General features: G+C 41.9%; 22 protein-coding genes, 1 pseudogene and 1 riboswitch. Of the genes and pseudogenes, 6 read left to right on the forward strand and 17 right to left on the reverse strand.

Going from position 1 to position 26,442, the window contains the following annotated elements:
* Positions 1-741: 741 nt before the first annotated feature.
* Positions 742-1,329, reverse strand: a pseudogene (locus A5886_RS16220) (AAA family ATPase); the annotation flags it as partial.
* Positions 1,326-2,450: an exonuclease SbcCD subunit D gene (locus A5886_RS09915; protein WP_086274962.1), complete on the reverse strand. Its 1,125-nt coding sequence runs from the start codon at positions 2,448-2,450 to the stop codon at positions 1,326-1,328. The pseudogene A5886_RS16220 and the gene A5886_RS09915, both read right to left, overlap by 4 nt.
* 260 nt (positions 2,451-2,710) lie before the next feature.
* Here A5886_RS09915 and anmK point away from each other — a divergent pair, with 260 nt between their 5' ends.
* Complete coding sequence (gene anmK / locus A5886_RS09920; protein ID WP_086274964.1) at positions 2,711-3,880, forward strand: anhydro-N-acetylmuramic acid kinase AnmK; 1,170 nt, start codon at positions 2,711-2,713, stop codon at positions 3,878-3,880.
* A gap of 12 nt (positions 3,881-3,892) precedes the next feature.
* Positions 3,893-5,188: a PTS sugar transporter subunit IIC gene (locus A5886_RS09925; protein WP_086274966.1), complete on the forward strand. Its 1,296-nt coding sequence runs from the start codon at positions 3,893-3,895 to the stop codon at positions 5,186-5,188.
* An 80-nt stretch (positions 5,189-5,268) separates the two neighbouring features.
* On the opposite strand, the gene A5886_RS09930 is transcribed toward A5886_RS09925, so the two are convergent.
* Positions 5,269-5,904, reverse strand: coding sequence for a lysophospholipid acyltransferase family protein (locus A5886_RS09930; protein WP_086276035.1), 636 nt, complete (start codon positions 5,902-5,904; stop codon positions 5,269-5,271).
* A 284-nt stretch (positions 5,905-6,188) separates the two neighbouring features.
* On the opposite strand from A5886_RS09930, the gene A5886_RS09935 reads away from it, so the two are divergent.
* From A5886_RS09935 to A5886_RS09945, 3 genes are read left to right on the forward strand one after another with little or no spacing between them, the layout of a single operon-like run.
* On the forward strand, positions 6,189-6,923 hold the full coding sequence (locus A5886_RS09935; protein ID WP_086274967.1) for a tRNA1(Val) (adenine(37)-N6)-methyltransferase: 735 nt from the start codon (positions 6,189-6,191) through the stop codon (positions 6,921-6,923).
* Positions 6,913-7,212, forward strand: coding sequence for a GIY-YIG nuclease family protein (locus A5886_RS09940; RefSeq protein ID WP_086274969.1), 300 nt, complete (start codon positions 6,913-6,915; stop codon positions 7,210-7,212). Before A5886_RS09935 ends, A5886_RS09940 begins: the two co-directional genes overlap by 11 nt.
* An 18-nt stretch (positions 7,213-7,230) precedes the next feature.
* The gene (locus A5886_RS09945) at positions 7,231-9,411 is read left to right on the forward strand and encodes a serine hydrolase (RefSeq protein ID WP_086274972.1); all 2,181 of its coding nucleotides are present in this window, start codon (positions 7,231-7,233) and stop codon (positions 9,409-9,411) included.
* Positions 9,412-9,460: 49 nt separating this feature from the next.
* On the opposite strand, the gene A5886_RS09950 is transcribed toward A5886_RS09945, so the two are convergent.
* Positions 9,461-10,153 carry a hypothetical protein gene (locus A5886_RS09950; protein ID WP_086274974.1) on the reverse strand — a complete coding sequence of 231 codons (693 nt, stop codon included), beginning with the start codon at positions 10,151-10,153 and terminating at the stop codon, positions 9,461-9,463.
* Between the two features lie 133 nt (positions 10,154-10,286).
* Positions 10,287-10,359, forward strand: a riboswitch (Fluoride riboswitch).
* Positions 10,360-10,442: 83 nt separating this feature from the next.
* Here A5886_RS09950 and A5886_RS09955 point away from each other — a divergent pair.
* A complete protein-coding gene (locus tag A5886_RS09955) occupies positions 10,443-11,669 on the forward strand; it encodes a chloride channel protein (RefSeq protein ID WP_086274975.1) in 1,227 nt (408 codons plus the stop codon).
* A 60-nt stretch (positions 11,670-11,729) separates the two neighbouring features.
* On the opposite strand, the gene efp is transcribed toward A5886_RS09955, so the two are convergent.
* From efp to A5886_RS10020, 13 genes are all read right to left on the reverse strand, one after another.
* Positions 11,730-12,290 carry an elongation factor P gene (gene efp, locus A5886_RS09960; protein WP_086274976.1) on the reverse strand — a complete coding sequence of 187 codons (561 nt, stop codon included), beginning with the start codon at positions 12,288-12,290 and terminating at the stop codon, positions 11,730-11,732.
* A 73-nt stretch (positions 12,291-12,363) separates the two neighbouring features.
* Positions 12,364-13,323, reverse strand: a complete 960-nt coding sequence (locus A5886_RS09965) for a cation diffusion facilitator family transporter (RefSeq protein ID WP_086274978.1) — start codon at positions 13,321-13,323, stop codon at positions 12,364-12,366.
* 76 nt (positions 13,324-13,399) lie between these two features.
* Entirely contained in the window at positions 13,400-13,969 is a 570-nt protein-coding gene (locus A5886_RS09970; protein WP_086274980.1) for a DUF2179 domain-containing protein, read from the reverse strand.
* 167 nt (positions 13,970-14,136) lie between these two features.
* Complete coding sequence (locus tag A5886_RS09975) at positions 14,137-14,889, reverse strand: hypothetical protein (protein ID WP_086274982.1); 753 nt, start codon at positions 14,887-14,889, stop codon at positions 14,137-14,139.
* Positions 14,890-14,967: 78 nt separating this feature from the next.
* Positions 14,968-17,403, reverse strand: a complete 2,436-nt coding sequence (locus A5886_RS09980; protein WP_086274984.1) for a glycogen/starch/alpha-glucan phosphorylase — start codon at positions 17,401-17,403, stop codon at positions 14,968-14,970.
* Positions 17,404-17,518: 115 nt separating this feature from the next.
* Positions 17,519-18,952, reverse strand: a complete 1,434-nt coding sequence (gene glgA / locus A5886_RS09985; protein WP_086274986.1) for a glycogen synthase GlgA — start codon at positions 18,950-18,952, stop codon at positions 17,519-17,521.
* Positions 18,949-20,100 carry a glucose-1-phosphate adenylyltransferase subunit GlgD gene (gene glgD / locus A5886_RS09990; protein WP_086274987.1) on the reverse strand — a complete coding sequence of 384 codons (1,152 nt, stop codon included), beginning with the start codon at positions 20,098-20,100 and terminating at the stop codon, positions 18,949-18,951. Before glgD ends, glgA begins: the two co-directional genes overlap by 4 nt.
* Complete coding sequence (locus tag A5886_RS09995; protein WP_086274988.1) at positions 20,090-21,232, reverse strand: glucose-1-phosphate adenylyltransferase; 1,143 nt, start codon at positions 21,230-21,232, stop codon at positions 20,090-20,092. Before A5886_RS09995 ends, glgD begins: the two co-directional genes overlap by 11 nt.
* A 30-nt stretch (positions 21,233-21,262) precedes the next feature.
* A complete protein-coding gene (gene glgB, locus A5886_RS10000; RefSeq protein ID WP_086274989.1) occupies positions 21,263-23,179 on the reverse strand; it encodes a 1,4-alpha-glucan branching protein GlgB in 1,917 nt (638 codons plus the stop codon).
* 192 nt (positions 23,180-23,371) lie between these two features.
* Positions 23,372-23,779: a hypothetical protein gene (locus A5886_RS10005; RefSeq protein ID WP_086274991.1), complete on the reverse strand. Its 408-nt coding sequence runs from the start codon at positions 23,777-23,779 to the stop codon at positions 23,372-23,374.
* Between the two features lie 72 nt (positions 23,780-23,851).
* The gene (locus tag A5886_RS10010) at positions 23,852-24,295 is read right to left on the reverse strand and encodes a hypothetical protein (RefSeq protein ID WP_086274992.1); all 444 of its coding nucleotides are present in this window, start codon (positions 24,293-24,295) and stop codon (positions 23,852-23,854) included.
* Positions 24,296-24,502: 207 nt separating this feature from the next.
* On the reverse strand, positions 24,503-25,309 hold the full coding sequence (locus A5886_RS10015) for a DUF1803 domain-containing protein (protein WP_086274993.1): 807 nt from the start codon (positions 25,307-25,309) through the stop codon (positions 24,503-24,505).
* Between the two features lie 87 nt (positions 25,310-25,396).
* Complete coding sequence (locus A5886_RS10020; RefSeq protein ID WP_086274995.1) at positions 25,397-26,326, reverse strand: manganese-dependent inorganic pyrophosphatase; 930 nt, start codon at positions 26,324-26,326, stop codon at positions 25,397-25,399.
* Positions 26,327-26,442 lie beyond the last annotated feature (116 nt).

Below are 26,442 nucleotides of genomic sequence, written 5' to 3' on the forward strand. Positions count from 1 at the left end.
GCATTCCAATAACTGGATCTTTTCTGTTTGGACATCACCCACCGCAGCGATCTGCGCTGTTAATGCTACTTGCTGCGCTTCGATACGCTTTTTCTTCGTTTCAAAGACTTGTCGCTGCGTCTGTTGCTGTTGCACATCCCGCTGCAAGTCCAGTATCACTTCTTGTTGTTGTTGGGCTTGTTGAGCGATTGGCAGCAACCCATCAAATTGACGTTGCTGCATCAATGCCGCTTCCCGTTCTTCCTTCACTTGATTGACAGCTGCTCGTTGATTCTGCCATTCTTCTTGCTGCTGTTGGATTGCAATGAAGTCCCTTTGTGCGATGTCAACTTGTCTTTGGGCGTCTGCAGAGGCAGCTTTTTTCTCCATTCGCCGTTGCCATACATGTTGCGTGTCTCCAGCCCAGATCAGTGCCTCCAGCTGTTGCTTTTTTTGTTTGATTTGCGGTGCAGCTTCTGCCAATGTATGTTGCTTTTGCAGCAAGTCCTGTTGTTCTTGTTGGAGATTTTCCAGTTCTTTCGCTTGATAAAACAGGGTTTGTGCTTGTTGATAGGCTTGATCTATCTTGGTTTTTTGTGCTTTCAAGTTGTCAATAGCAGCAGACTGTTTGCTTAAATCATCATTCCACGCATCTATCGCTTCAATTGGAGATAAAACCGGCTGCTCTTCCAACCACTCAAAACGTTGCAACAACTGTTCAGCCAGCTGTTGCTGCTGTTCCAACGTTTTGCTTTGCGCCTTTTGCTGTCCTTTCAACCATTCATTGAAAGATTGGTAAAGCTGTGTCCCAAAGAGATTGCGCAACACCTTCTCCTTATCATTGCTGGAGGCAATCAAGAAGTTGCGAAATTCCCCTTGCGGCAGCATCATGATTTGAAAAAATTGCTTGGCATCCAGTTGCAGCAATTCTTTGATGAACTGATCAACTTCATTGCGCTTGCTGATTTGTTTCAATTCTTTGCCAGCTGCATCAAAAATCGTCAACTGAACTTTGGCCGCTTGATTGGTGACACCGTCCCCACGTTTTTTGGCCAGTATTTGTTCTGGTCGCCGAAGGATTTCATACAATAATGACTGGTGGGCAAAGGTAAATGAAACACTTGTTTCTTCGACAGGCGAAGCAAACATAGAGCGCATTTCTTTGCCGGCGCGTAAATTACCGGAAGTCTCCCCAAAAAGGGCAAAGGTCATTCCGTCAAAAATCGTGGTTTTCCCAGCGCCAGTCTTGCCGCTGATTAAAAAAAGGCCCGCTGTCCCGACTTGATCGAAATCGAGTGATTCTTCAATAAAGGGACCAAAATTTTTCATAATCAATTTTTTGGGTTTCATGGTTCCACCCTCTTTTCTGTTGTCAGGACCTCTGACAACCCTTGATCAATCCATTGCTGTTGTGCATCCATTAACTGTTCCCCCGTCATCTCATGGAAAAATGTCTGGATCAATGTTTGGGGATCATTTTCTTTCAACGTCAGTTGCTTCTTCTCTCGGATAGGCCCATCCAGACGTTCAACCGCTAATATCGTTGGATAGATTTTGCGCAGTTGATTCATCATGTTTGGGATAATGGCCCGATCTGTCAAAGTAAAGTGCCAAAATGCATTGCGGTCAAGAGGCAAATAAAAAGCCGGATCTGTTAATTCAGCAAAAGAAGCTGCTAATGCAAAAAGGTCTCTTTTGGGTGTTAGCGAAATAAATGTGCAGCTATCTGCCGATGTATCGATCACGTAAACCCCTTTTTCATCTTGCCATTCTGAAAGAGAGTATTTCAATGGGGCGCCGCTATACTTAATCGTCGGGTGATGCAAAGCGTGCTTACTATGCAAGTGGCCCAACAAAACCCGATCAAAAGGAGCGAATACATCCAACGGGACACTATCCAACCCTCCCACTTGGATTTTCGTTTCAGAATCGGTTTGGCTTGAACCTGCTGCAAAGAAATGGGTCACCAATACATGTTTTTTGGTTGGATCCAAGAGTGGCTTCATTTCATCGATCACCCTGGCAACGCCTTGAGCAATGGTTGTGATCGGTTCATCAAAGTACAAGCGAGCTTCGATCGGTTCAAAGTAAGGCAATAGGAAAAATTGTGTATCAGCTATCGTTACCGGCTGTAAGCTATCCGCAATCGATGTAGCCAGATGAAACTGCGTACCGATAAACCATTGTTTACCAGTCTCTAACCGGATGGGGCTATCATGATTGCCGGAAATCGCTAGTAACGGCAACTTATGATCCAAATTGATGGTCGCAATTTTTTCATTCAATAATTTGACTGCTTCCACTGCTGGCACCGATCGGTCATATAAATCGCCCGCAACCACAATCGCGTCTACTTGTTGGTCAAGAGCTATCTTGATGATTTGATCGATAATTGCTCGCTGGTCATCAAGCAAATCATAGCCGTGCAGTTTTTTGCCGATATGCCAGTCGGCTGTATGTAATATGCGCATGCGTTTTCACCTTCTTAAGAATATCCTTCCCACCATTATACCACTTTGTGGCCTTCTTATATATGACACAAGTTGAAAAGTCTTACTTTTTGAATCATCGTTGTCTAACCGTTTCACTATGTCTATCTGACGTGGCGATGGTGAAACTATTTTTCAAATTTAATTTACTAACTTGAAATTTAATTACACATCATTTACAATGGGTATGAAATCGAATTCATTGATTGATTTCAATCTCAATTGAAGAAAGGAGAATCTTTATGCGCGCGATTGGACTGATGTCTGGTACAAGTCTAGATGGCATTGATGCTGCACTTGTGGATATAAATGGTAGCGGTTTAACTACTACTGCTCATTTGATTGATTTCGTGACTGTTCCCCTAGATGATGCCCTCAAAGAACAGATCAAACTGGCCTGTGATCCAAAACAATCGACTGTACCATTGATTTGTCAGTTGAATGTTCGACTCGGACATGCCTTTTTAGGCGCTTGCCGCACTCTGTGTGAGAAAGCCGCTGTACCTGTTGCATCGATTGACTTTGTTGCAAGTCACGGGCAAACGATTTGGCATGCGCCCGCTACCGATCCATTGAACAATAGTACATTGCAAATTGGTGAACCATCGATCATCGCTTACGGTCTTAAAACAACCGTCGTGGCCGATTTTCGCGTAATGGATATGGCAGCTGGCGGACAAGGTGCGCCATTGGTGCCATTTACCGAATATATCTTGTATCAGTCGCAGCAAAAACATCGCCTTTTGCAAAATATTGGCGGAATCGGCAATGTGACCATCTTACCAAAAGCTGGTGAGCTTCAAGATGTATGGGCTTTTGATACCGGTCCTGGCAATATGATCATTGATCAATTGATGCTCGATCTTTTTAAGCAACCTTATGATTTTTCTGGTCAAACTGCTGCAAAGGGGAAAATTATTCCAAAGCTTCAACAAGCATTAAGAAATCATCCATTTTTGACCCTTTCCCCGCCGAAAAGTACCGGAAGAGAAGTATTTGGCAAAGCGTTCACGCAGCGCTTGCTGGCCGAGTATGCAACTGAGAAAGCAGAAGACTTGATTGCCACTGCGACCGATTTCACTGCTTTTTCGATTGCTGACAGTTACTTGAAGTTCATCTTGCCCGCTATTGGTTCGTCAGATATCGAGGTGATCCTATCCGGAGGCGGCGCCCACAATCACACGCTGCTTCGCATGATTGCAGCATATTTACCTGATGGGGTAACGCTGCAGACACAAGACGATCTCGGCGGCTCTAGCGATGCCAAAGAAGCAGTTGCATTCGCGATTTTAGGACATGAAACACTACAAGGGCATTCCAATAATGCCCCTACAGCAACTGGCGCTGATCGAGGTGTCATTTTAGGCAAAATCATTCCCAATCCTTGGTCGCACACAGCATATCAAATTTAGGAGGTTGACTATATGTTAGACAAATTTACCCAATTTATTGAACAACATTTGGCAGGTCCCATGGAATTTCTTGGCAATCAACGTCATTTGCGGGCTGTCCGCGATGGGATCGTTTCAACATTGCCATTGATTATCGTCAGTTCATTTTTTATGATTTTGGCATTTCCGCCTTTGCCGCAAGACTGGGGCATTTATCAGTTTCTATCCAGTAATGCCACAACGATTTTGCTGCCTTACCGGATGACGATGTATATTATGAGTTTGTACGCCGCATTTGGGATTGGCTATAGTTTGTCCCGTTCATACAAACTTGATGGCTTATCTGGCGGTATCTTGGCCACAACAGCTTTCTTACTGACTTTTACCCCGGTAAATATTCCTGCTGAAGCATTGGATGCAGCTGGAACAGCCGGATTTGTGCTGCCAATGGCCAATTTAGGTAGTGCGGGGATGTTCGTGGCAATCATCACGTCAATTCTGGCTGTTGAGATTTATCGCATCACAGATCGTTCGAAGTTCAAAATCACGATGCCTGCACAAGTGCCTCCAGCAGTCGCTCGTTCCTTTGAAGCCTTGACTCCGACATTGGTAATTATCTTGGGGATGGGTGCTATCACGTATTATGTTGGCTTTGATTGGCACACCATCGTAGCAAAAGTTGTTGACCCATTGGTAAGCGCTGCTGACAGCCTGCCAAGTGTCTTATTGATCACATTCTTGACGACCTTCTTCTGGTCATTTGGGATCCATGGTGCATCGATCGTCGGTTCGTTGGCAAGACCTCTTTGGTTGCAACTTCTAGAAGGAAATACAACGGCAATGGCTTCCGGCGATATCATTCCAAATATCGCAGCAGAACCATTTTATCAATGGTTTATCTGGATCGGCGGCGCTGGCTCAACGATCGGCCTTGCCATTTTACTGGCTTTTCGTACAAAATCAGAATTTGGCTCTAAATTAGGCAAAACGGCTTTACTGCCAGCGATTTTCAACATCAATGAACCGCTGATTTTTGGTACACCGATTGTCTTGAATCCTATATTGATTCCTCCATTCATCCTTGCACCATTAGTGAACGGGATCATCGCTTGGGTCGCCACCTCGATCGGCTTGGTCAACAAAGTGACGGTCAATGCCCCTTGGACATTGCCTGGCCCAATTGGCGCTTTCTTAGCAACAGGCGGTGATTGGCGAGCAATCGTCTTGAATGTAGTGCTGATCATATTGTCTGTCTTGATCTATTATCCATTCGTCAAAATCTATGACAAAAATGAGTTAGAAAAAGAACAACAACCAGTAAGTGAATAATCCATTTCCTCACAATGTCTGCTATCAAACGAGGGTGCAATACCTAAAAAAGACCATTCCGCGGAATGGTCTTTTTGGCGTTAATCTTCTTTTTTTGTTTCATCTATTTCATAGACAAATGTTGGGTCAATGGCTTGATCTAATTGATTGAAGGCGCTTTGGATACGGCGCTCGACTTCGGCTAATCCTTCTTTGTCCATTTTTTTGATGTCACTGACATCAATTGGTTCTCCAAAACGTACAGTCACTCGCTTGCGTTTGAATAAATCTTTTAATGTCAGTGGTCCTTGATATACTGAAGGGACGATACGGACTTTTGCCATTTTGGCAATCAGTGACATGCCCCCTTTTAATGCTGTTGCATGTCTGGTTCCGCTCGGAAACATAATCAAACTCAAATCAGTATCTTTCAAAATCTTGACGGGGGTCTTGACCGCACTTGGACCCGGTTTGTCTCTTTTGACCGGAAAAGCATTGGCATGGATCAAGATAAACCGCAAAATCGGATTCTTGAACAATTCTTCTTTGGCCATAAAACTGAATTTCTTTGGACTGGCTGCTACTGCTAAATACAATGGATCCCACCATGTTCGATGCGGTGCAACCAAGATATAGTTTTCATCTTTGGGTAATACTTCTTTATTCTGATAGCGGGCATTGCCGTTGATCAAGAAAAGAACGACCCGCACGACACCACGCATAAATCTAAAAAACATACTCATTGTCCTTTCTTTCTTCCTCTTATCAGTATCCTAAAAAAATGATGAAATGACAAGTATTTTTTCCTTTCTTCACAGAACATTCAACAACGACCTCACAAGGTGAAGGAACCGATACACTTCTAGTATCCATTACAGGAATTTGCTATAATAAGAGCGCAACGCAGACTGCGTGATCTTGCATTGAAAGAGTCATCAGATGCGTTGATCCGCTTTACTGTATAAGGCTCGTTTGATACTGGCCTTTTTTACTGAATCAAGTGTAGAACAGGAGTCTTGACATGTTACAACCCAACGAACGTATCGACCAATTATATGCAGACGATATCCAAATCATCCAAAGCCGTGATGTGTTTTCATTTTCATTAGATGCTGTTTTATTGGCGAATTTCCCCACGATTCCAAAACGGGGATTGATTGTTGACTTGTGTGCGGGGAATGGAGCTGTCGGCCTTTTTTTAAGTCGAAAAACCAGTGCCCACATCATTCAAATCGAACTGCAAGCACGTTTAGCCGATATGGCACAACGGAGCATCGCCTTAAATAAACTCGAGGACCAAATCACCGTTTACCCCATCGACTTGAAGAAGATGTTTGAACAAATCAAACCAGATTCCGTTGATTTGTTGGTGTGCAATCCGCCTTATTTCAAAAATCTGCCCACTGCCGTCAAAAATCCAAATCCCTATTTAGCGATTGCCAGACATGAAATCACGACTGATTTAGACGAAGTCGTTGCTACGGCAAGTAAAGCGTTAAAAATGAATGGTCGTTTTGCAATGGTACATCGCCCGGATCGTTTCTTAGAAATTCTTGATTGCATGCGGCAACATCGCATCGCGCCGAAACGGGTACGATTCGTTTATCCAAAAGCTGGCAAAGAAGCCAATATCTTACTGATTGAAGGGATCAAAGATGGCAAAGCAGAAGGCTTCAAAATTGATCCCCCCCTCGTGACTTACGACGAAGCAGGGCAATACTTGGCAGAAGTGCGAGGCATGTTATATGGCAGCTGATCAACATTATTTCTATGTATTGCGCTGCCGCGATCAGACCTTTTACGGCGGCTATACAACGGACCTGAGCCGACGGGAAAAAGAGCACAACCTAGGAATCGGTGCCAAGTATACCCGACCTGCCAGCCGCCGGCCCTTGCACATGATCCATGCAGAAGCCTTCTCTACTAGAAGTGAGGCCACTAAAGCCGAAGCCGCCTTCAAAAAATTACCAAGAAGAGAAAAAGAACGCTATCTGATGCAACAGCAAGAAGGAAATGTCCTTCGTCATCTATCATCAAAGCAATAAAATAAGGGGTGGATCATCATGAAAAAACTGTCAGTAGGAATCGGGTTGGTATGCCTGCTGTTGGGCACCAATGGCATCGCCAATGCACAAGCCGCACAGCAAACAGCAAGCACTATTGCGCAAACAGAAACAAATGATACAGTATCGTCGTCCATAGAAACAACGATGACAACAAGCACTACTAGTGAATCCCGCTCGTCCAGTCAAGAAACCGGCAGTAGTTCAGAGACACCACACATCTCCTCTAGTGAAGCAGCAGCAGATTCGGCAGAAACGGCAACCACGCCACCTGAAGTGATGCAGCGCTCGTCCCTTGCCTATGGCTATGCCACCGTCATAGTTAAACAGGCTTCCTTATACGATGCAGAAGCAAACGTGATTGCTACAGATTTGTCAGCACTTTATCAGCAGACCTACCAAATCCAGTCAACGATTGAAATCTCAGGGCAATTGGTCTATGGCTTATGGTCCAATCAGCAAGTGTTTATCGGTTATCTGGCGGAAAATGCAATCACACGATCTGATCAGCCCCTGGGCGGTGCCATATCAGCAAACACGTTTGGCATGCTCATGACAAACAGTATTCTTTATCGAGATCAAACTTTGTCTCGAACCGCGGATATATCAGCCTACCTCAATAAAACACTACATGTCGCAGAAGTTTTTCACCACTATGATGGATCAACTTATTCTGCATTGTCTGATCAAAACCAGACTGTCATTGGCTATGTTCGTCAAGACCAATTGCAAGCCGTCAATGGTGTCCAAGGCCTGTATCAGCCATATGGCAGCTATGTCACGATCACGAAGAACGACCTCATCCTTTTCCAAAATTTCAATTGGGACAAAAAAAATACCACTCAAACATTGGTGGGCAAAACTTATTTAGCAAAAGGGAAATATGCGCATTTCAATGGAACCACCTATCTCTCCTTGTATGATAGCAAAAATAAATGGATAGGCTATATCCCACAATCGGGAACCAAAGTCGTCCAAGCAGCCCAAGGCAATTACCAGTCCTATCAGAAATATGTGACGATTACAGGCAAAAACTATGATCTCTGGCAAAATTTTTCGTGGAAATCTAAACAGAAATCAAAAAATCTAATTGGCCAAACGGTTTATGCCAAAGGCAGATATCAGCATTTTAACGGCAGTATTTACCTTTCTCTCTATGACAAAAGTAATCGCTGGCTTGGTTACCTTAACCAAACAGCTGTTGCTGTGGCCTCTGGCAAACAAGGGGTCTATCAATCCTATGGCAAAACTGTCACAGTCACTAAAGATTATTCTCTTTGGCAAAATTTTGGCTGGCAGAAGAAAAGCAACGGCCAACAATACTACAATCAATTGCTGACTGCCCGTGGGAAATACCAGCACTTCAATGGAAGCACCTATCTTTCTCTATATACCGCCAAAGGAAAATGGGTTGGCTATATCAATCAAAATGGTGTCAAGCTAGCTAACACGCAGAAAGAAAAAATGAAGAACGTTCAAAAACTCTTGAACAGCACTTATAAGAATAACAATATGAGTATTTATGTCATGAGTTTGGTGGATAGTGAAACGGCCAGTCGCAACAGCACGATGCGCATTCATCCTGCTTCAACAGGAAAGTTGCCAGCTCTGTATTATACGCAAAAAATGATCCTAGAGAAAAAACTAGACGCGAACAAAAAATATACTTACAAAGATGCCATCAATCAAATGCCATATTCTTATATGCGTGGCGGCGCAGGCATTCTACAAGGTAAATCCTTTGGTCAGCAATTTAGCTTAAAACAGATCCAAGCCATGACTGCCAAATATTCCGACAATCAAGGGGCCAATTTCTTAGGCTATTATGGCGCCAATCAATACGACAGCAAAATGAGAAATGAGATCAGCCGAATCATCGGAAGAACCTGGACCGGTCCATTCACAATCAACGCCAAAGAAAATGCGTTATTGATGCAAGCTATTTATAATCAAGGGGGCCAGTTGATCAACGATCTATCGAACACTGTCTATGACAATCAACGGATCGCCAAATATCTCCCCGTCAAAGTGGCGCATAAAATAGGCGATTTGACCAGTGTTGCCCATGATATTGCGATCATTTATACAGATCAACCCTACGTATTATCCGTTATGACTCGTAATACCTCTTATGAAACAATTGCGAAGCTGTCAAAACAAATTTATGACATCATGAAATAAACTAAAAAAAAGAGAGCTGCCGTAAACACGGTCTGCTCTCTACTTTTCGTTACTCTTCATTCTTCTGTGGCAATGCCCAAACCGACTGGCTTTTGCCAAATTCTTGGGGTATAACTGAATCGATTGGTTCAAAGCGTTTCTCTGCTTGAGATTCAGGAATCTGGATCTCTTCAAGATAGTTATTGGTCTCAGTCAGAAAGCCAATCTTTGAGTAAGAAGTATCCGCAAGATGGTATTGGACTCCTTTTAATAAGGCCTCATCTTCTGCCACAAATGTTGGGGACATACGTGCATAATACACTTGCTCACCAACTTTAAAATAGACAGACTCATGCGCGAAGCCTAAAAATGTGATGGACTGCGAGACTGGTTCTGATTGATAGATGCCAAATGATTCAATCGTTTCTTTCATTTGAATCCGTTGATAGACCGCCATGGTGTCACGATCATAGTATTTATAGCCAGCAAACCGTTTTTCGCGGTCTCGAATACTTGGTGTTACTTGTCTATTGAGGGCTTTAAAGTCATGATAAAAGTGATCTCCTGTTAAATAGCCAACCCCACATACAAGTATCAAAGCAATAAGGACAGCAATTGCCTTAGGATGACGATTTTCTTGATATAACAATACGATCATTAAACCCAAGATTGCAATCAATCCCACTACGATCACTATTGGAACAATCGTATAATAAAAATATTCGCTTTGCTGCCACCGCTCCGCACTAATCATGCCAATCATGAGATGCCTCCTTGTTCTATTCATTTGATAGTATAATTTTACCATAACGAATCAAAAAATATAAGAACGAATCCAACACCTTGTGGGACTGACTGCATGATTGACAAGCTCATCAATTTGATAGATAATAGTCCTCGACAAAGGAAATGAATGTCTTCCTCAGTTTTGACTGAAACCGCAAATTTGCTAATGACTTCTACCACTTATTTTTTGGTGCGTAGTAGTCATTATTTTTTTGCAAAGACATCGTTTATCAACAAAAAATTGCGCATGGAAGGTTTGACGTATAATGGCAAAACAATGGATAAACTATCGGGAATTTTTGATTTTGAGTATCATCAGTCTGTCTATTGGTGTGGTCGTTGGCTTGCTCGATGCTTGTTTTGGAGAAATCTTACTATTCTTGACTTCCATTCGAATGGCACACTTCTTTTACTTGATCCCTTTTTTACCATTTGCCGGACTGCTCTTTGTTTATTATTTTCAAAAATACGGCCAAAAAAGCACACAAGGAATGAATTTGGTTTTTCTGGCGGGGCATGAGAAAGAAAGAGAGATCCCGCTCAGAATGATTCCATTTGTCATGATTGGCACTTGGGTCACCCACTTATTTGGCGGCAGTGCTGGACGTGAAGGCGTGGCTGTGCAATTAGGCGCAACGATCGCCAATCGCTTTGGCGCGTGGCTCAAACTGGAAAAATACAACCAAACACTGATCATCATTGGGATGGCTGCTGGTTTTGCCGGTTTATTTGAAACACCCCTCGCAGCAACCTTCTTTGCTCTAGAAGTTTTAGTTGTTGGCAAATTATTTCATCACGCCCTCTTCCCCGCGTTGCTAGCGGCTTTTACAGCGAGTACAGTCTCGCAATGGGCAGGATTAGAAAAATTCAGTATTGCGATTTCAGGAACCTTTGATTTCACAATAGCTGTCTTTTTGAAACTATTGCTCCTTGGATTGATTTTCGGGTTGACCGGTGCGGCCTTTGCATTCCTATTAGCCCAATTAAAACATAGAATACAGAAGTGGTTCCCAAATGCTTTACGCCGAATATTTATCGGGAGTGCGGGTTTGGCCATCTTATTGGTCCTCTTGTATCAAGGAAGATATGCTGGACTTGGGACCAATCTGATTGCTGCAGCTTTTGCTGATCAGCAGATCTACACTTATGATTGGTTATTGAAGATGCTGCTGACGGTACTCACGATCAGTATCGGTTTTCTAGGTGGTGAAGTGACACCTTTATTTGCCATTGGCACTACATTAGGTGCCGTCCTCGCGCCAATTTTCGGCCTGCCTATAGAACTTGTGGCCGCCCTAGGTTACGCTAGTGTCTTTGGCAGTGCCACCAACACGGTGTTTGCGCCAATTTTCATTGGCGGAGAAGTCTTTGGTTTTCAAACGATACCCTATTTTGCAGTTGTATGCTCGGTCGCTTATTTCTGCAGTGGCAAGAATAGTATTTATGCTTTACAGAAGAATCAGGATTTACGGTATCATCGATCAAATGAGTAGACCAATCAAAAAACGATGGAAAAACAGTCACTGTTCTTCCATCGCTTTTATTATGCATATTTATTTTGCACGTTTGATATACGTACCTTCAGTAGTATTGATTTCTAATGATTCGCCTTCTTCAACAAAGTCAGGAACATTGACTACTAAGCCAGTTTCCATTGTTGCAGGTTTACCAGAACCTGTTACTGTTGCACCTTTGATTGATGGTTGTGTTTCAACAACTTTCAAGACAACACTTGAAGGCAATTGAACACCGATCACTTCAGAACCGAAGAATTGGATTTTTACTTCCATGTTTTCAAGAATATATTTCATTTCTTCTGCTACAACTTCAACAGGGATTTCATATTGTTCATAGGTTGCTAAGTCCATGAAGAACGCTGTATCGTCCATTGTGTATAGATATTGAACGGCATTGGTATCGATATGGGCTTTTTCAAATTTTTCTTCAGGGCGGAATGTCGTATCGTATGTTGAACCTGAGCGAACATCTCTTAATTTCATCCGCATCACTGTATTGCCTTTACCTGGTTTGTGGTGACTTGCATCTAATACTTTGATTAATTTGCCGTCTTGGACAAATGTCATCCCTGCTTTTAAATCACTTGCATTGATCATAAATTGATTTCTCCTTCACTGTGTGATAATCCTTGTCTATTGTATCAAATAAATGGGCAGTATTCTAGCTAAATCATTCCGTTGGACGGACAAGTTGCCGGCGTTTTTCCATATAATGCGGATCGTATTCATCTGTTTCGATATAAATGTAGACTTTTTTGTCGGACATTTGGTGGCGGATCTCCGCTTCGATCTCATTGATGATCGTATAGCCGATTTCTTCTTGCTTGGCAGAGATATCCACTTTTGCGGCAACCAAGATTTCTGCTGGGCCCAAATGAACCGTTTTGACATCGATCAAACGATCGACATCGGGACGTTCAAAGGCTTTTTTGATGACCGCCAAATCGCGCTTCGTTACACTTTCACCAATCAGCAAGCTATAAAATTCTCGCGCCAAAAAGATGGCAGCGACCATCAGCAATAAACCAATCAGCAAGCCGCTAAAGGCATCAAAAAAGGCATTACCGGTGACCATCGTTAGTAATGTACCGATCAAAGCAATCAATAAACCAAGAATCGCACAAAAGTCTTCCGTGAAAATAATCAAGATTTCACTATGACGGCTTTCTTTCAAGAATCGATAAATCGGTTGTTTTTCAACATTCAATTCACGAATCTCTTTGATCGCGATCCATAACGAACTCCCTTCGACGATCATGCCAAAAATCAATATGGCAATCACTAGCCATGTATTGCCGACTTCGTGGGCTGGATGCAGCAGTTTTTCCACTGCTTCCATCACGCCAAGAGCGCCACCACCAAAGAACAGCATCATAGCAACAATCGTACTAAAAAAATACTTTGCTCTTCCTTCACCAAACTGATGCAACTCACTTTGACCTTTTGTTGATCGTTTGTCGCCAATCAGCAAAAATATCTGATTGCTGCAATCCACCACACTATGGATGCTTTCATTCAGCATCGCAGCACTACCGCTTAACGCATAGCCGACAAATTTACTGATGGCCACCAATATATTCGACACGAGTGCGGCGAAGACCGCCATCATTCCATTGGCCTGTTTTTCCATTTCCAACGCATCCTCTCACTGATAAAAAATACTTACTCATTATACTGCTGCGATGTGCATTTGAACATCTTTTCCTTCATTGATTGTTGTTTTTTTGATTGATTTTTTGTTCTCGCCGACTGATTTTTTTGGTCCAAAAGCCGCCAGAAATATATTTGGGCTCATAACTAATGATAAATGCCCGTTCTTCGACGGACTTGATTGTTTGATAGAGTTTCTTTTCACTTTTTCTTTGTGATAGAATTTCCAAAATCAACCGTGGTCCTTCTAAGCCTTCTCCATAACTTTGGGTAACACCATAGCCTTCTTGTCTAAGGATTTTAGGCAAACTTTTTTCTTCGTCGGTATTACTAGGTAATATGACGGTTACCATTGTATAGCCCAAAGCCAATTTGTCTTCGATCTTGATTCCTATACTCACACCTGCGGCATAGCCCAAGGCATAAAACAAGAGATTCAATGGATTGTCTAAGCGATCCAACACTAAGGACAAACCCAAGATATAGATGGTGATCTCGATTGTACTCACAAGTGGCGCGATCACCCGATAGCCTTTCATCGTTAATAAGAAACGTAGCGTATTTAATGTAACATAGGCTAGATTGATAAAGAATATCATTGCTAGCATTTGCAGATCAATTTGCATTGAAATCCCTCCTGTATTAAGCATATCAAAAGGTGGACGAAAGTTGAAATAATTGAGCAGATGGTCTTTTGTTTTTGAGAAATGATCCATTGGATCGACAACAAAAAATCCCTATTGCATACACGCAATAGGGATCGATCTCTACTTTTGAGGTGTTCAGTCAGGGATTATGAACGAAAATAGCCGTTCTTCTCAGCATCCATTTGATCATCTTCAATCATGCCTTGCAGCGAACGATCCAATAGGCCTTTTTTCTCACCTGTTTTTTTGCTGGCGGCCCGATATTGACTGCGCGTCATACCGACACCTTGCGGGCGATTGAATTTTTTGACTGTTGGGTCATTGGATTCTTTCACTTGATAAGCTGCTGGTTCTTGATCGAACAACAGATAGCTTTCCCTGGGTTTGGTCATTGAATCAAGTAGATCATTGTGTGAAATATCAGGTTTTTGCTCATCTGGAATGATGGATGCCGGAATATATTTCGGCACAAAATACGAGCGACCACTGTATTCTTTTTTTGGCGACGCCATTGGTTCAGCTTTTGTTTCTTTGCTGGTCACTTGATAAGAAGAACGCTTTGCCTGACTGCCAAAAAAGTTGGTTTTGCCAGTTGGCTGCTGCTCTTTGACCGGACGTTTTTCATAACGTGGCAAATTGGCACGATGTTGTGCAAGCTCTTCTTTTTGCTGGACATTATGACCGCGATTGCGTTGACTGGATGGAACTTTTCGGTCGATGGTTTCTTTTTCAACTTTTGTTCTTGTTGGTGTATCTTTGATGTCTGTCAAAATCCAATCATTATCTTTACTAAAAGCAGGTTTATGTTCTGATTCTAATTTGACTCCATCTGCATCGTCATATGCCGGAAAGCGAAAATGCTTACGCTTCACATCTAAATAATTGGCCACTCTACTCATCCTCTTACACGTGATTTTTTATCATCATACCATAAATAATGCTGAATTTCATCAATCAACGCGTGTCGCCTAACAGAATCAGACGCTTTGGGTCAAACTTGCATCGTTGGGCTCTTTGACATGCGCGAATAACGGTTCAATCTGCCAAATATCATCCGCGTATTGCTGTACAGTTTTGTCTGCGGTAAATTTTCCAGCATTGGCAATATTCATTAGACTGATTTTCTGCCATCTGCGGGTATCGCGATAGGCAATGTCTATGCGATTTTGGGCCTCGCAATAAGCGTCAAAATCACGCAGCACAAAATACTCATCATTGTATTTGATCAATGAATCAAAGATTTCCTTGCCTTCCCATTCTATATTTGGAATGGTTCCGTCTATAAAGGCATTCATAATTTGCTGCAATCGATGATCGTTTTCAAAATAAGTGTAGGCTGAATAGTTTTTTTCTGCATAATAGCGATAGACCTCTTCTTCAGTCAAACCGAAGATTGCGATGTTCTCATCCCCAATCGCATCGCGAATTTCGATATTTGCACCATCAAGTGTAGCAATCGTCACAGCGCCATTGAGCATCAATTTCATGTTACTTGTACCAGAAGCTTCTTTGGAGGCCAATGATATCTGTTCACTGACATCAGCCGCCGGGATGATTCTTTCTGCAAGGGAAACGTTATAATTTTCTAAGAAAACGATTTTGATTTTATCGTTGATCTGCGGATCATGATTGATCATTCTGGCGGTTTCATTGATTGCTTTAATGATAGACTTCGCATAGTGATAGCTAGGTGCTGCTTTTGCACCAAAAATAAATACACGTGGATGGTATTGCGCATTTGGATTTTCTTTGATGTCGAAATATAATTTTAATATATGCATTAAGTTGAGCAACTGGCGCTTATACGCATGAAGACGTTTGATTTGCACATCAAAGATAGCATTTGGATCAACTTGAATACCGCAATGGGCGTCAATATATTTGGCTAATGCGATTTTATTCGTCTTTTTTGCATCAGCGAGGGCTTGTAAAACTGTTTCATCCTCTTGGTAATTTTTCAGCAAGGTCAAGTCTTCTGGTTGATGATGCCAACTCTCGCCGATCGTATTGTCTAAGACTTTGGTCAATGGTCGATTGGCCAATTGTAGCCATCTACGCTGCGCGATACCATTGGTTTTATTATTGAAACGTGCTGGATAAATAACATAAAAATCATGTAAGACGACTGATTTCAATAAATCTGAATGCAGCTTTGCTACCCCATTGACACTATGACTGCCAATAATGGCTAAATTGGCCATATGCACTTGACCGTTACTAATGATCCGTGTTCTATTCAATAAATCACAAGGATGGACCTTTTCAAGTCCTTCAATAAAACGACGGTCGATTTCTTCAATGATTTGATACATCCGCGGCAATACTTCCTTGATCATGTCTACAGGCCATTTTTCAAGGGCTTCTGCCATGATCGTATGGTTGGTATAGCTCATCACTTTGATGGTTGTTGCCCACGCTTGTTCCCAAGCCAATCCTTCTTCGTCCACCAATAGCCGCATCAATTCCGGAATACATAAAGCAGGATGCGTATCGTTGATGTGGATCGCGATTTTCTCACTCATCTGTTCCATAGGAAGATTCATTTTCTTGTAATAGCGGACAATACTTTGCATGCCAGCGGACACAAAAAAGTATTCTTGCATCAACCGTGTTCTTCTGCCTGTTTCATTTGAGTCATCAGGATACAACACTGCTGTCAGATTCTCAAGGGCTTGACGAGATTCTAGGGTTGCATATTTGGCTTCTTCTTCTGATGGTACTTCTACACTCCATAAGCGCAGCGTATTCAAATGTTGATTTTGATAGCCGACCATGGCTGTATCATAAGGAACAGCTCGCCAAGTAAAGCCGCCTTCATAGACAGGTTTCAAAACACCTGCTTCATTTTCTTTCAGATATACATGTCCGCCAAAATGGATCGGCACAGCTTTACTTTCTTTACGTACTTCCCAGACATTGCCTGAACGCAACCAATCATCTGGAAGCTCGACTTGGTGACCATCAATAAATTTTTGTTTGAAAAGACCGTATTTATAGCGAATCCCATTGCCGTTCCCTGGTAAGCCCAATGAAGCCAACGAATCCATAAAACAAGAAGTGAGTCGGCCAAGCCCGCCATTGCCTAATGCCATGTCTTTTTCCGTTTCTGCAACTTCATCTAAAGAAGTCCCGACTTCTTTCAATACTTCTTCTGCAGTCGTCAACAAATCTAAACTCAACAAATTGCTCTTCAGCATTTTCCCTGGCAAAAATTCAATCGAGAAATAGTACGTTTGCTTTTGTTGTTCAGCTAATATATTGGTTCTAGTTTGGCGCCAATCATCCGCATAGGCGTGCTTGACTACATGGGCTAGTGCCTGAAAAAGTTCTTGTGGAGAAGCCTCTTCGATCGAAGCGGCATAAAGCTCATTGACACTCGTTTCTAGTAATGTGCGCATCTGTTCTTTTGTCATTTGAATCAACTCCTGATTTCTTGATGATTTTAAAAAAAAACAGAAGCATCTCGCTGCCGCTGTCCAGCTTTGTTCCAGCTGTATCAGACGAAGGCGCGCTTCTGTTCATAGGTATTTACACTCGTAGTTGGTTGTATAGATCAATGTACGTATCTGAACTTTGATCCCAACTAAAATCTGTCTCCATGGCTTGGTCAACCAATTGGTGCCAAACAGTTTGATTGGCTTGATAGAGTTCGATTGCTTGTTTCAGAGATTGCATCAGATTGAATGCTGTGAACTCTTGGAATCCAAATCCAGTACCACGAGAAGTGATTGGATTGAATGGCACAACCGAATCTTTTAATCCACCAATTTCATGAACCACAGGCAGTGTGCCATATCGCATCGCCATCATTTGAGATAACCCGCATGGTTCAAAAGCAGATGGCATCAAGAAAATATCAGCTGCAGCATACATTTTTTGCGCCAATGCCACATCGAATGTGATGGCTGCAGCACATTTTTCCGGATAGCGTTCTGCAAAATAGCGGAAACCATTCTCAAAGTCAGGTTCACCTGTGCCTAATAAGACAAATTGGACATCAAATTGCAGTAAGTTTCCCATTTCTTCTAACACCAAATGGAAACCTTTTTGAGTCGTCAAACGACTGACCACAGAAATCAAAGGAACATCTTTGCGTTCTGGCAAACCAAATTCTTTTTGCAAAGCTTGTTTATTTTTTTGCTTTCCTGAAAGATCAGTTTTGCTGAAGGCAAATGGCAGATAGGGATCATTTTCTGGATCATTGGTTTGATAATCGATGCCATTCAAGATTCCACTCAATTTTCCTGTCTCCATTCGCAAGATCATTTCAAGTCCGCAGCCAAATTCTTCAGTTTTGATTTCTTCACTGTAAGAGGGACTGACCGTCGTGATTCGATCTGCATAAAGAATGCCGGCTTTCATAAAATTCAAACAATCATTTAAACGAACTGTTCCATCATCATAACGTTCTGTCCCCATGCCAAACAAATCCGGCAAAACATCGCGACTGTACCAACCTTGAAAGCCAATATTATGAATGGTCAACACCGTTCGAATGCCTTGATAGGCATTGATCCACTGATATTTTTCTTTCAGCAAGAAAGGGATCATCGCTGTATGATAATCGTTGACGTGCAAGACGTCTGGAATAAAATCAACCCGTTCCATCATTTCGATCACAGCTAATTGGAAGAAAGCAAAGCGTTCACCATCATCGTAATAGCCGTAGATATTTTCTCGTCCAAAGTAATATAAATTATCAATAAAATAATAGGTCACTTGGTCAAGCTGCAGTTTTTTGATCCCGCAATATTGTTTTCGCCACCCAACAGCTACTTCAAAGGAAAAACAGTCTTCTAATCGTTCCTGATAGCTCGCGGGCATCGATGTATAAAAAGGCAAAACAACTACCGTTTCAACGCCTTTTTGGGCTAATTCTTTGGGCAATGCCCCGGCAACGTCTCCTAATCCTCCTGTTTTGAAGAAGGGTGCGCACTCAGCTGCTGCAAACAAGACTTTCATGCACCTACGCCCCCGATGATATCTTCAGTGATATAGGTATTCTTTTTGATCACCACTGGCGCTTCTTTGGTGCCTTGTACCTTGATGCCTTCTGCAATCACCACATTTTTGTCTAAGATTGCATAAGACACTTCTGCTCCGGCTTTGATTTCATTGTTCCCAAAGATAATTGCACCTTTGACTTTCGCTTTGGGATGGATCGTTGTCCGACGCGCTATTAGTGAATCTTCCACCGAACCTTCAACAATACACCCGGATGCAAAATGGCTGTTTTGAACATCTGATGTTGCGGAGTAATACGTTGGCACTTCATTCTTTAATTTCGTGTAGATTTTTTGATTTGAATACAGCAATGAAGTGTATTTATGGACATCTAACATATCCATATTGGTTTGATAGTACGATGGAATATCGTATATATTGCTCAAATATCCTGTATATTCATATAACCCAGTATCTTCAATGGAGATCATTTCACGTAAAAATTGACCAAGGTTCGGTGTGGCACCGACTTTTTGGCCTTCTTTTAAGGCCTCGATCAAGCGATCCGTTTTGATGATAAAAATATCTGTGCATAAGTTGACCAATGAATCAACCGTCCCTTTTTTGGCTTGGATGGCTTCTTCAAGATGGCCTTGACTGTTGACATTGAATAACAAGTCGCTGTCTGAAACATTGCTGCCATTGATACGTTTGTAGACGACTGTCATTTCATTTTTTTGGACTTGATGAATTTTCAGCAACGCCCGCAAATCGATATTGCATAAGATTTTACTGCCCATAAACACGGTGTTTTCGGATTTAGATTTTTCTAAATAGTCGATCACACTATAGTAATAGTCTTCACCTTGTGCTTGCTGTTTCAATGAATCTTGGAACAAATGGATAAAGAAACGGTTTTGTACGCCGTCCAAATTCCATTCTTTGCCACCGCCGATATGATCAAACACCGATTGTGTTTCCCCTTCATTGAAAATCATATAGACTTGTTTGATACTGGCATTTTCAATACTAGATAGATTGAAGTCGATCAAGCGATATTTACAATCAAATAACAAAGTTGATAATGGTCGGTTTTCTGTTAACGGCATCAGCTCTTGGTAGCGATGCAAGTTGCCTAAAATCGCACACATTTTATTAGTTTTCATCGATCGTCACCCCTATGATTTCAGAATAGCCGACAACAGCGATTTCCTCACTGCCATCAATTTCAGCGTCGTCCCCGATCACTGCATTTTCTCCCACGATCACGCGGTTCAATTTCACATTTTTTCCAATGACTGCCCCAGGCATCACGACACTGTCTTTGATGGTCGATCCTTCCTTGACTTGGACATTTTCCGATAAAATACTGTGGTCGATCTCACCCGCCACATAACAGCCGTCCATCACCAACGAATCTCTAGCTGCCCCTGTTTCAGTGATAAAGTGCGGTGGTGCAATCGGATTTTTGGAAAAGACTTGCCAGCCTTTGTCGCGAATATTCAGTTCCATCTCAGGATCAATAAATTCCATATTGGCTTCCCATAGTGAATCGATCGTACCCACGTCTTTCCAGTAGCCAGAGAAGCGATAGGCAAAGACATTGTCGCCGCTTTCCAAATAAGAAGGAATCACATGTTTACCGAAATCGACCATTTCGCCATCTTTGGTATAATTGCTCAACAGCATATTACGCAGGCGGCTCCAGTCGAAGATATAGATCCCCATTGAAGCCAAATTGCTTTTTGGTTCAGCTGGTTTTTCATCAAATTCGATGATCCGGTCATTCTTGTCAGTATTCATGATCCCAAAACGCGACGCATCTTTCATCGGCACTTCCAAGACAGCCACTGTCAATGAAGCATCGTTTTCTTTATGCTGTTCCAGCATGTCCTCATAATCCATTTTGTAAATGTGGTCTCCGGACAAAATCAAGACATATTGCGGATCCATTTCATCGATATAGGCGATGTTTTGATAAATCGCATGAGCCGTTCCTTCAAACCATTTTCCCCCTTCAGAGTTGGAATATGGTTGAAGAATCGTCACACCTGTACTGATACCATCTAAGCCCCAGCTGGCACCATTGCCAATATGACTGTTCAAAGCCAATGGTTGATATTGCGTCACAACACCTACGTTTTTGATTCCTGAATTGACACAATTGCTTAATGTAAAGTCAATGATACGATACCGTCCGCCAAATGGTACTGCTGGTTTGGCGATATTTTTGGTCAATTTCCCTAACCGTGTTCCTTGTCCTCCTGCGAGGATCATTGCTAACATTTCTGTTTTCATACATCCGGTGATTTACTCACCATTCCCCCCTTAGATCGTTTGCTTATTTGGTGTTGCTCTTTTTCTCGTCAGTTTGATTTTTTCTGGTTTGATGATCAAAGCCCCTAATGCAGGCAAAATTGTTTTGATCTGATGGTCATATTGTTTAAAAGGCACAGCTTCAGATTCTTGGTCCGCATTATTGGCGATCCAAGTGCCGCCAAACTGTTCATGTTCCGTATTCAAAATTTCACGATAGGTCCCCGCATAAGGTACACCGATGGCGAAATCGTGCCGCTCAACTGGCGTAAGATTCAACACGATCAGGACAAAATCCTTTTTGGTTTTTCCTTGTCGCATAAATGTTAATGTGGTTTCATCCAAATTATCTGCATCGATCACAGCTAAGGAAGATTCTTGGTCATCCAATTCCCATAGTGCCCGCTCTTCTTTATACAATTGATTGAGCGTACGGGTAAATACTTGCATCTTTCCATTCAAATCATCTGATAAATCACGCCATTCCAAACCATGATCATATTTCCACTCAAGGTATTGGCCCCATTCACTGCCCATAAACAGCAATTTTTTGCCTGGATGCATCATCATATAGGTGTATAGGTTACGCAATTGTGCAAACTGTTTGTAGCGATCCCCCCACATTTTGTTCATCAGACTCTTCTTGCCATGCACGACTTCATCGTGGGATAGTGGCAAGATATAATTTTCTTGCATACGATACATGAAGGAAAAGGACAGTAATGATAAATGGTCTTTTCTGAAGATCGGATCCATTTCATAAAATCGTAAGACATCATTCATCCAACCCATATTCCATTTATAATCAAAGCCTAACGCACCCTCTTCGATCATACCGGTTATCTTGGTTTCAGAAGTACTTTCTTCCGCGATCATCAAAACAGCTGGATGCGCCAATTTGACAACTGCATTTAGTTTTTGCATGAAATAATAGCCTTCAAGGTTCCGATTGCCGCCTTCATGGTTTGGCTCCCATGGCCCTTCATCCATATCTCGATAAATCATGTTCGAAACCGCATCGACACGGATACCGTCAATATGGAAAAACTCAATCCAAAACAGCGCACTAGAAATCAAAAAACTTTGGACTTGTGGTTTGCCTAAGTCAAAATTGATGGCCCCCCACCGTCTATTCTTCGCTCTTTGCTCTTCGCTATATTCAAAGGTCGGCGTACCATCATAATAGGCGAGACCATCGTCGTTGACACAAAAATGGCCTGGGACCCAATCAACCAGAACGCCAATATTTTCCAAATGACACGCTTCGACAAAATCTTGAAATTCTTCTGGTGTGCCAAAGTACGCACTTAAAGCAAAATAACCTGTCAATTGATAGCCCCAAGACGCACCTAAAGGATGCTCCATCAGTGGCATAAATTGAATGTGGGTGTAGCCCATTTCCTTCACATATGGAATCAGTTCATCTTTTAAATCGGAGAAATGATAAGGGGTACCATCGTCATGTTGTTTCCATGAACTCGCATGAACTTCGTAAATATTTAAGGGACGATTCAATGTTTTTTGTCTCTTTTTGCGCCCTTGCCATAAACCATCACGCCATTTTTTGACAGGAACCGTATGTAAAACTGCCGCAGTTCCTGGTCTCGCTTCGAAATGAATGGCAAAAGGATCAATCTTCAACACGGTGCGACCGTCTGCTTGTTTCACTTTAAATTTATATAACTGCCCTTCTTGGGGTATGTCCGTTTCAATTTCCCAAACACCTGATTGCTGACGCTTTTGTAATGGCAGGGAGTCATCCCACTGATTGAAATCACCCACAAGCCATACTTGTTGGGCATGTGGCGCCCAAACTCTAAAAACATAGCCATCCTTTGTTTGATGGGCGCCTAAAAAATGCTGCACATAAAAGTTTTCACCGCTCAGAAATGTGTCTTCTGCTTGTATGATCTGCTGTTTGGTTACCATAGTTTCACCAGTCCTCCCTTTATATGTAAAATCATCTATATTGCGTTCTGGATTTTCACAATTTTCGTAGTATTACGATAGAAAATAACTCTGTCTTTAGCATAGCATAAAAGATATTTCAAGTAACGTAATAACCTAGACGGTTGATGAAAATGTTTTCTTCAAAGAAAAAAACAGCTTGAACATCGTCGTTCAACCTGTTTCAGCTCTGCTTTTTAACTTCTGTAAAATGAAGAGGACGGACACGAGCAACTGAAACATGCACAGGATAAAAATAATCACCCCGTAATCAACTGAAAAGCAATCAATGATTTTACCGAACAACATCAATGTGCTGCATGCTGTGACTGCGGTCATCAATTGCCATAACCGAAAGCGGTAAAAACTACTGATCATCGTATAGAAACTAAAAATACCGAGGAGAAATAATTGGCTGAAGTGATCGAAGACTGTGTCGGAAAAGTAGATATCGCCGATAATGATCTGGAGCGATCCAAAATTCTCAGGCGCTTGGTACAATGCCAGCAGCGCCCCAGTGATACTTGTTAAACCGATCAACAGGTGGCTGCTTGCCACTGTGATACGTAAATGTATTTTCATTCCCACTCACAACCTTTAAAAAGAGCAGGCCAGCTCCTCATTTTTCATCTCGCCATTGTCATACTGACTTTGCTATGCTTGCCAAAGCTCCTTGACTTGTCCATCGGTATATACTTTATAAATCTCTTTGGTGGCTTTATGTTGACGATAACTGCCTATTAAGTAATACTGACCGTCGCAATCAAAGTCCAACTCACCAAGCACTTTATATGAGACTGCAGAAAGATCACCCAATTTACTTGCCAGAAAACGAACAGCTTGGGCTGGATTTAGCAAATAGTTTTTGTTGATCAACCAGTCAATCACGATAGGCACCACTGTGTTTGCTTGGATTGCCTCTTTTTCTTTTAATGCCAAAATCAAATCTCCATCAGAAAAACGTGATTCGTCGATTCCTGCATTCTGAATCAGCTGACGCGCATGATCGATTTCTGCCATAGATACGAAAGTGATCATTTCAGCTTTCGCTTTGTTTTGTTCAACAACCTGATTATTTATCTCTTTTAAACCTTCCATTTGAATTACCCCTTTCAAAATTTCTAAACCTATCATATCACCTTAAAAAAGAATCTCCAAATGAAACGATTGTTATATTTTAATCTTTTTTAATCTTATTTTAATGTTCTGCAAATGACAAAAAAAAGCTGATAGATAAATTCTAATCAGCGTTCGAGTTATTATTTATTTTTCAAAAACAATTGATATATTATGCTTTTCTCATTTTTATTTGAAAAATAGTAGATTTTGTGAAACTGTTTTGTCCAACCTGTAAGCCAAGATCAGACGTTCCTTGAATAGCGTATCAACTGTTTCTACCAATCCAGTGTCTTCTGATTCACAAGCCATTTCATAAGGGACCAAGAACTTTGGACTGTCCTCAGCAGTCACGATTTCTGACATCTGCAAGGAATGCAAAAAAATCGTTGAACGGATTTTTTTGTTTTTTTTCATTCTTTCGAAAATAACACTGACTTGATCCAAATAATAGTCTACATTAACATCTCCCAACAATCTCATGAGTTCTTGAAAAATAGGATGATTCAACTGACGTTGGTTGGCAGCAAAAAAAGCTGGCACTGTTGACGGCCACATGCTCTGCGAAACCGTCACCCATTGGAAATCCGGATGTGCCAATGCATAAATCACAGCTTGAGGAATCTCTGACACACATGCATAAAAATACTGCATCTGAGCTTCCAACTGGCATAGACGCTGCACCTTATCCGCACTGATTCTTACTTGACTTGCCATTGACTGACCAACATCGATGCCTTCCATTACTGTCTGTTGATCAGCCGTTGTGTAGATTGGAAAATTCAGGCGGTAGCGCCTGTCTCCTCTGCTTATTACCTTTTTGGCGATCAATCGATCCAACATCTTTTCAAAGGACTTTTCAGGAAATTGACCTTTAAGTTGGCGCAATGTTGGCGGTTCACTCTGTGCCATCATATATTGACAAAGAGCAAAGAACGCAGGGGAATCATAATCATGGTGACTATCTTGATAGGCATTACTGTAATAAAATTTCATTTAGGCTGCTCCTTCTTCCTATGTCGCAAAAACACTGACAACCTCTCAATGATGAGATTTGCCAGTGTTTTTTGTATAGATAGCTGTCTATATTCCGAACTGCTCAGTTAGTTGAGGAACGATTTGTTTTTTACGAGAAACGACACCTGGCAAGAATGCACGATGATTCTCTAATGTCACACCGAAAGCCGCTTCAACTGGGGCAACTGGTGCACCGACAACGAGCAATTCTGAATTGCTGTCTAGGATATCTGTCGCAACCAATAGGAATAAATCATACCCTTCTACTTGCATCGCCGCTTGCATCGCTGCTTCCAACTCTGCTTGACGATCGAAGACTTCTTTCAAGTCCACTGTATTGACTTGCCCGATTCGTACATTCTTATCAGCCATCGGGAAACTTTTCGCATCAAGTGTCAATAATTCAGTTGCCGTTTTCGTACCTAAATTGGTACCAGCTTTCAACATGTCTAATCCATACACCTCTAAATCAACACCAGCAATGGCTGCCAATTCATTCGCGGCTGCTTTGTCTTCTTCTGTGCAAGTAGGAGATTTGAATAATAAGGTGTCAGAGATGATCGCTGATAGCATGATACCGGCGATCGGCGCTGCAACTTCGACTTGATGTTCTTTATATAATTTGAAAATAATCGTACTTGTACACCCAACAGGTTCGGCACGATAATACAACGGATTGGCCGTTTCAAAATTTGCAATTCTGTGGTGGTCAACCACTGCCAAAACAGTCACATCTTTCAAATCCGCAACACTTTGCTGGCTTTCATTATGGTCTACCAACATCACTTCATCTGTTTCATTGGCTGCAGTTTGGATCACTCGAGGAGCGGTTAATTTGAATGTGTCTAAAGCAAATTGCGTTTCCTCATTCGGTGTTCCTAGCGCAACAGCTTCCGCATCTTTTCCTAATTCTTTTTGCAACGCGGCAAAAGCAATTGCTGCGCCAATCGCATCTGTATCCGGGTTCTGGTGACCAAAAACCAATATTTTTGACATAGTCTTCATCGCTCCTATTTCATTTGATATTCACTGTTTAATGATAGCAAAAAAACAGAAAGAATCAATAGTTATCTATGATTCATCCGGTTTTTCTGCGCAAAAAAAGAACCCGA

The sequence above is a fragment of the Candidatus Enterococcus testudinis genome, assembly GCF_002140915.1.
Lineage (GTDB): Bacteria > Bacillota > Bacilli > Lactobacillales > Enterococcaceae > Enterococcus_D > Enterococcus_D testudinis.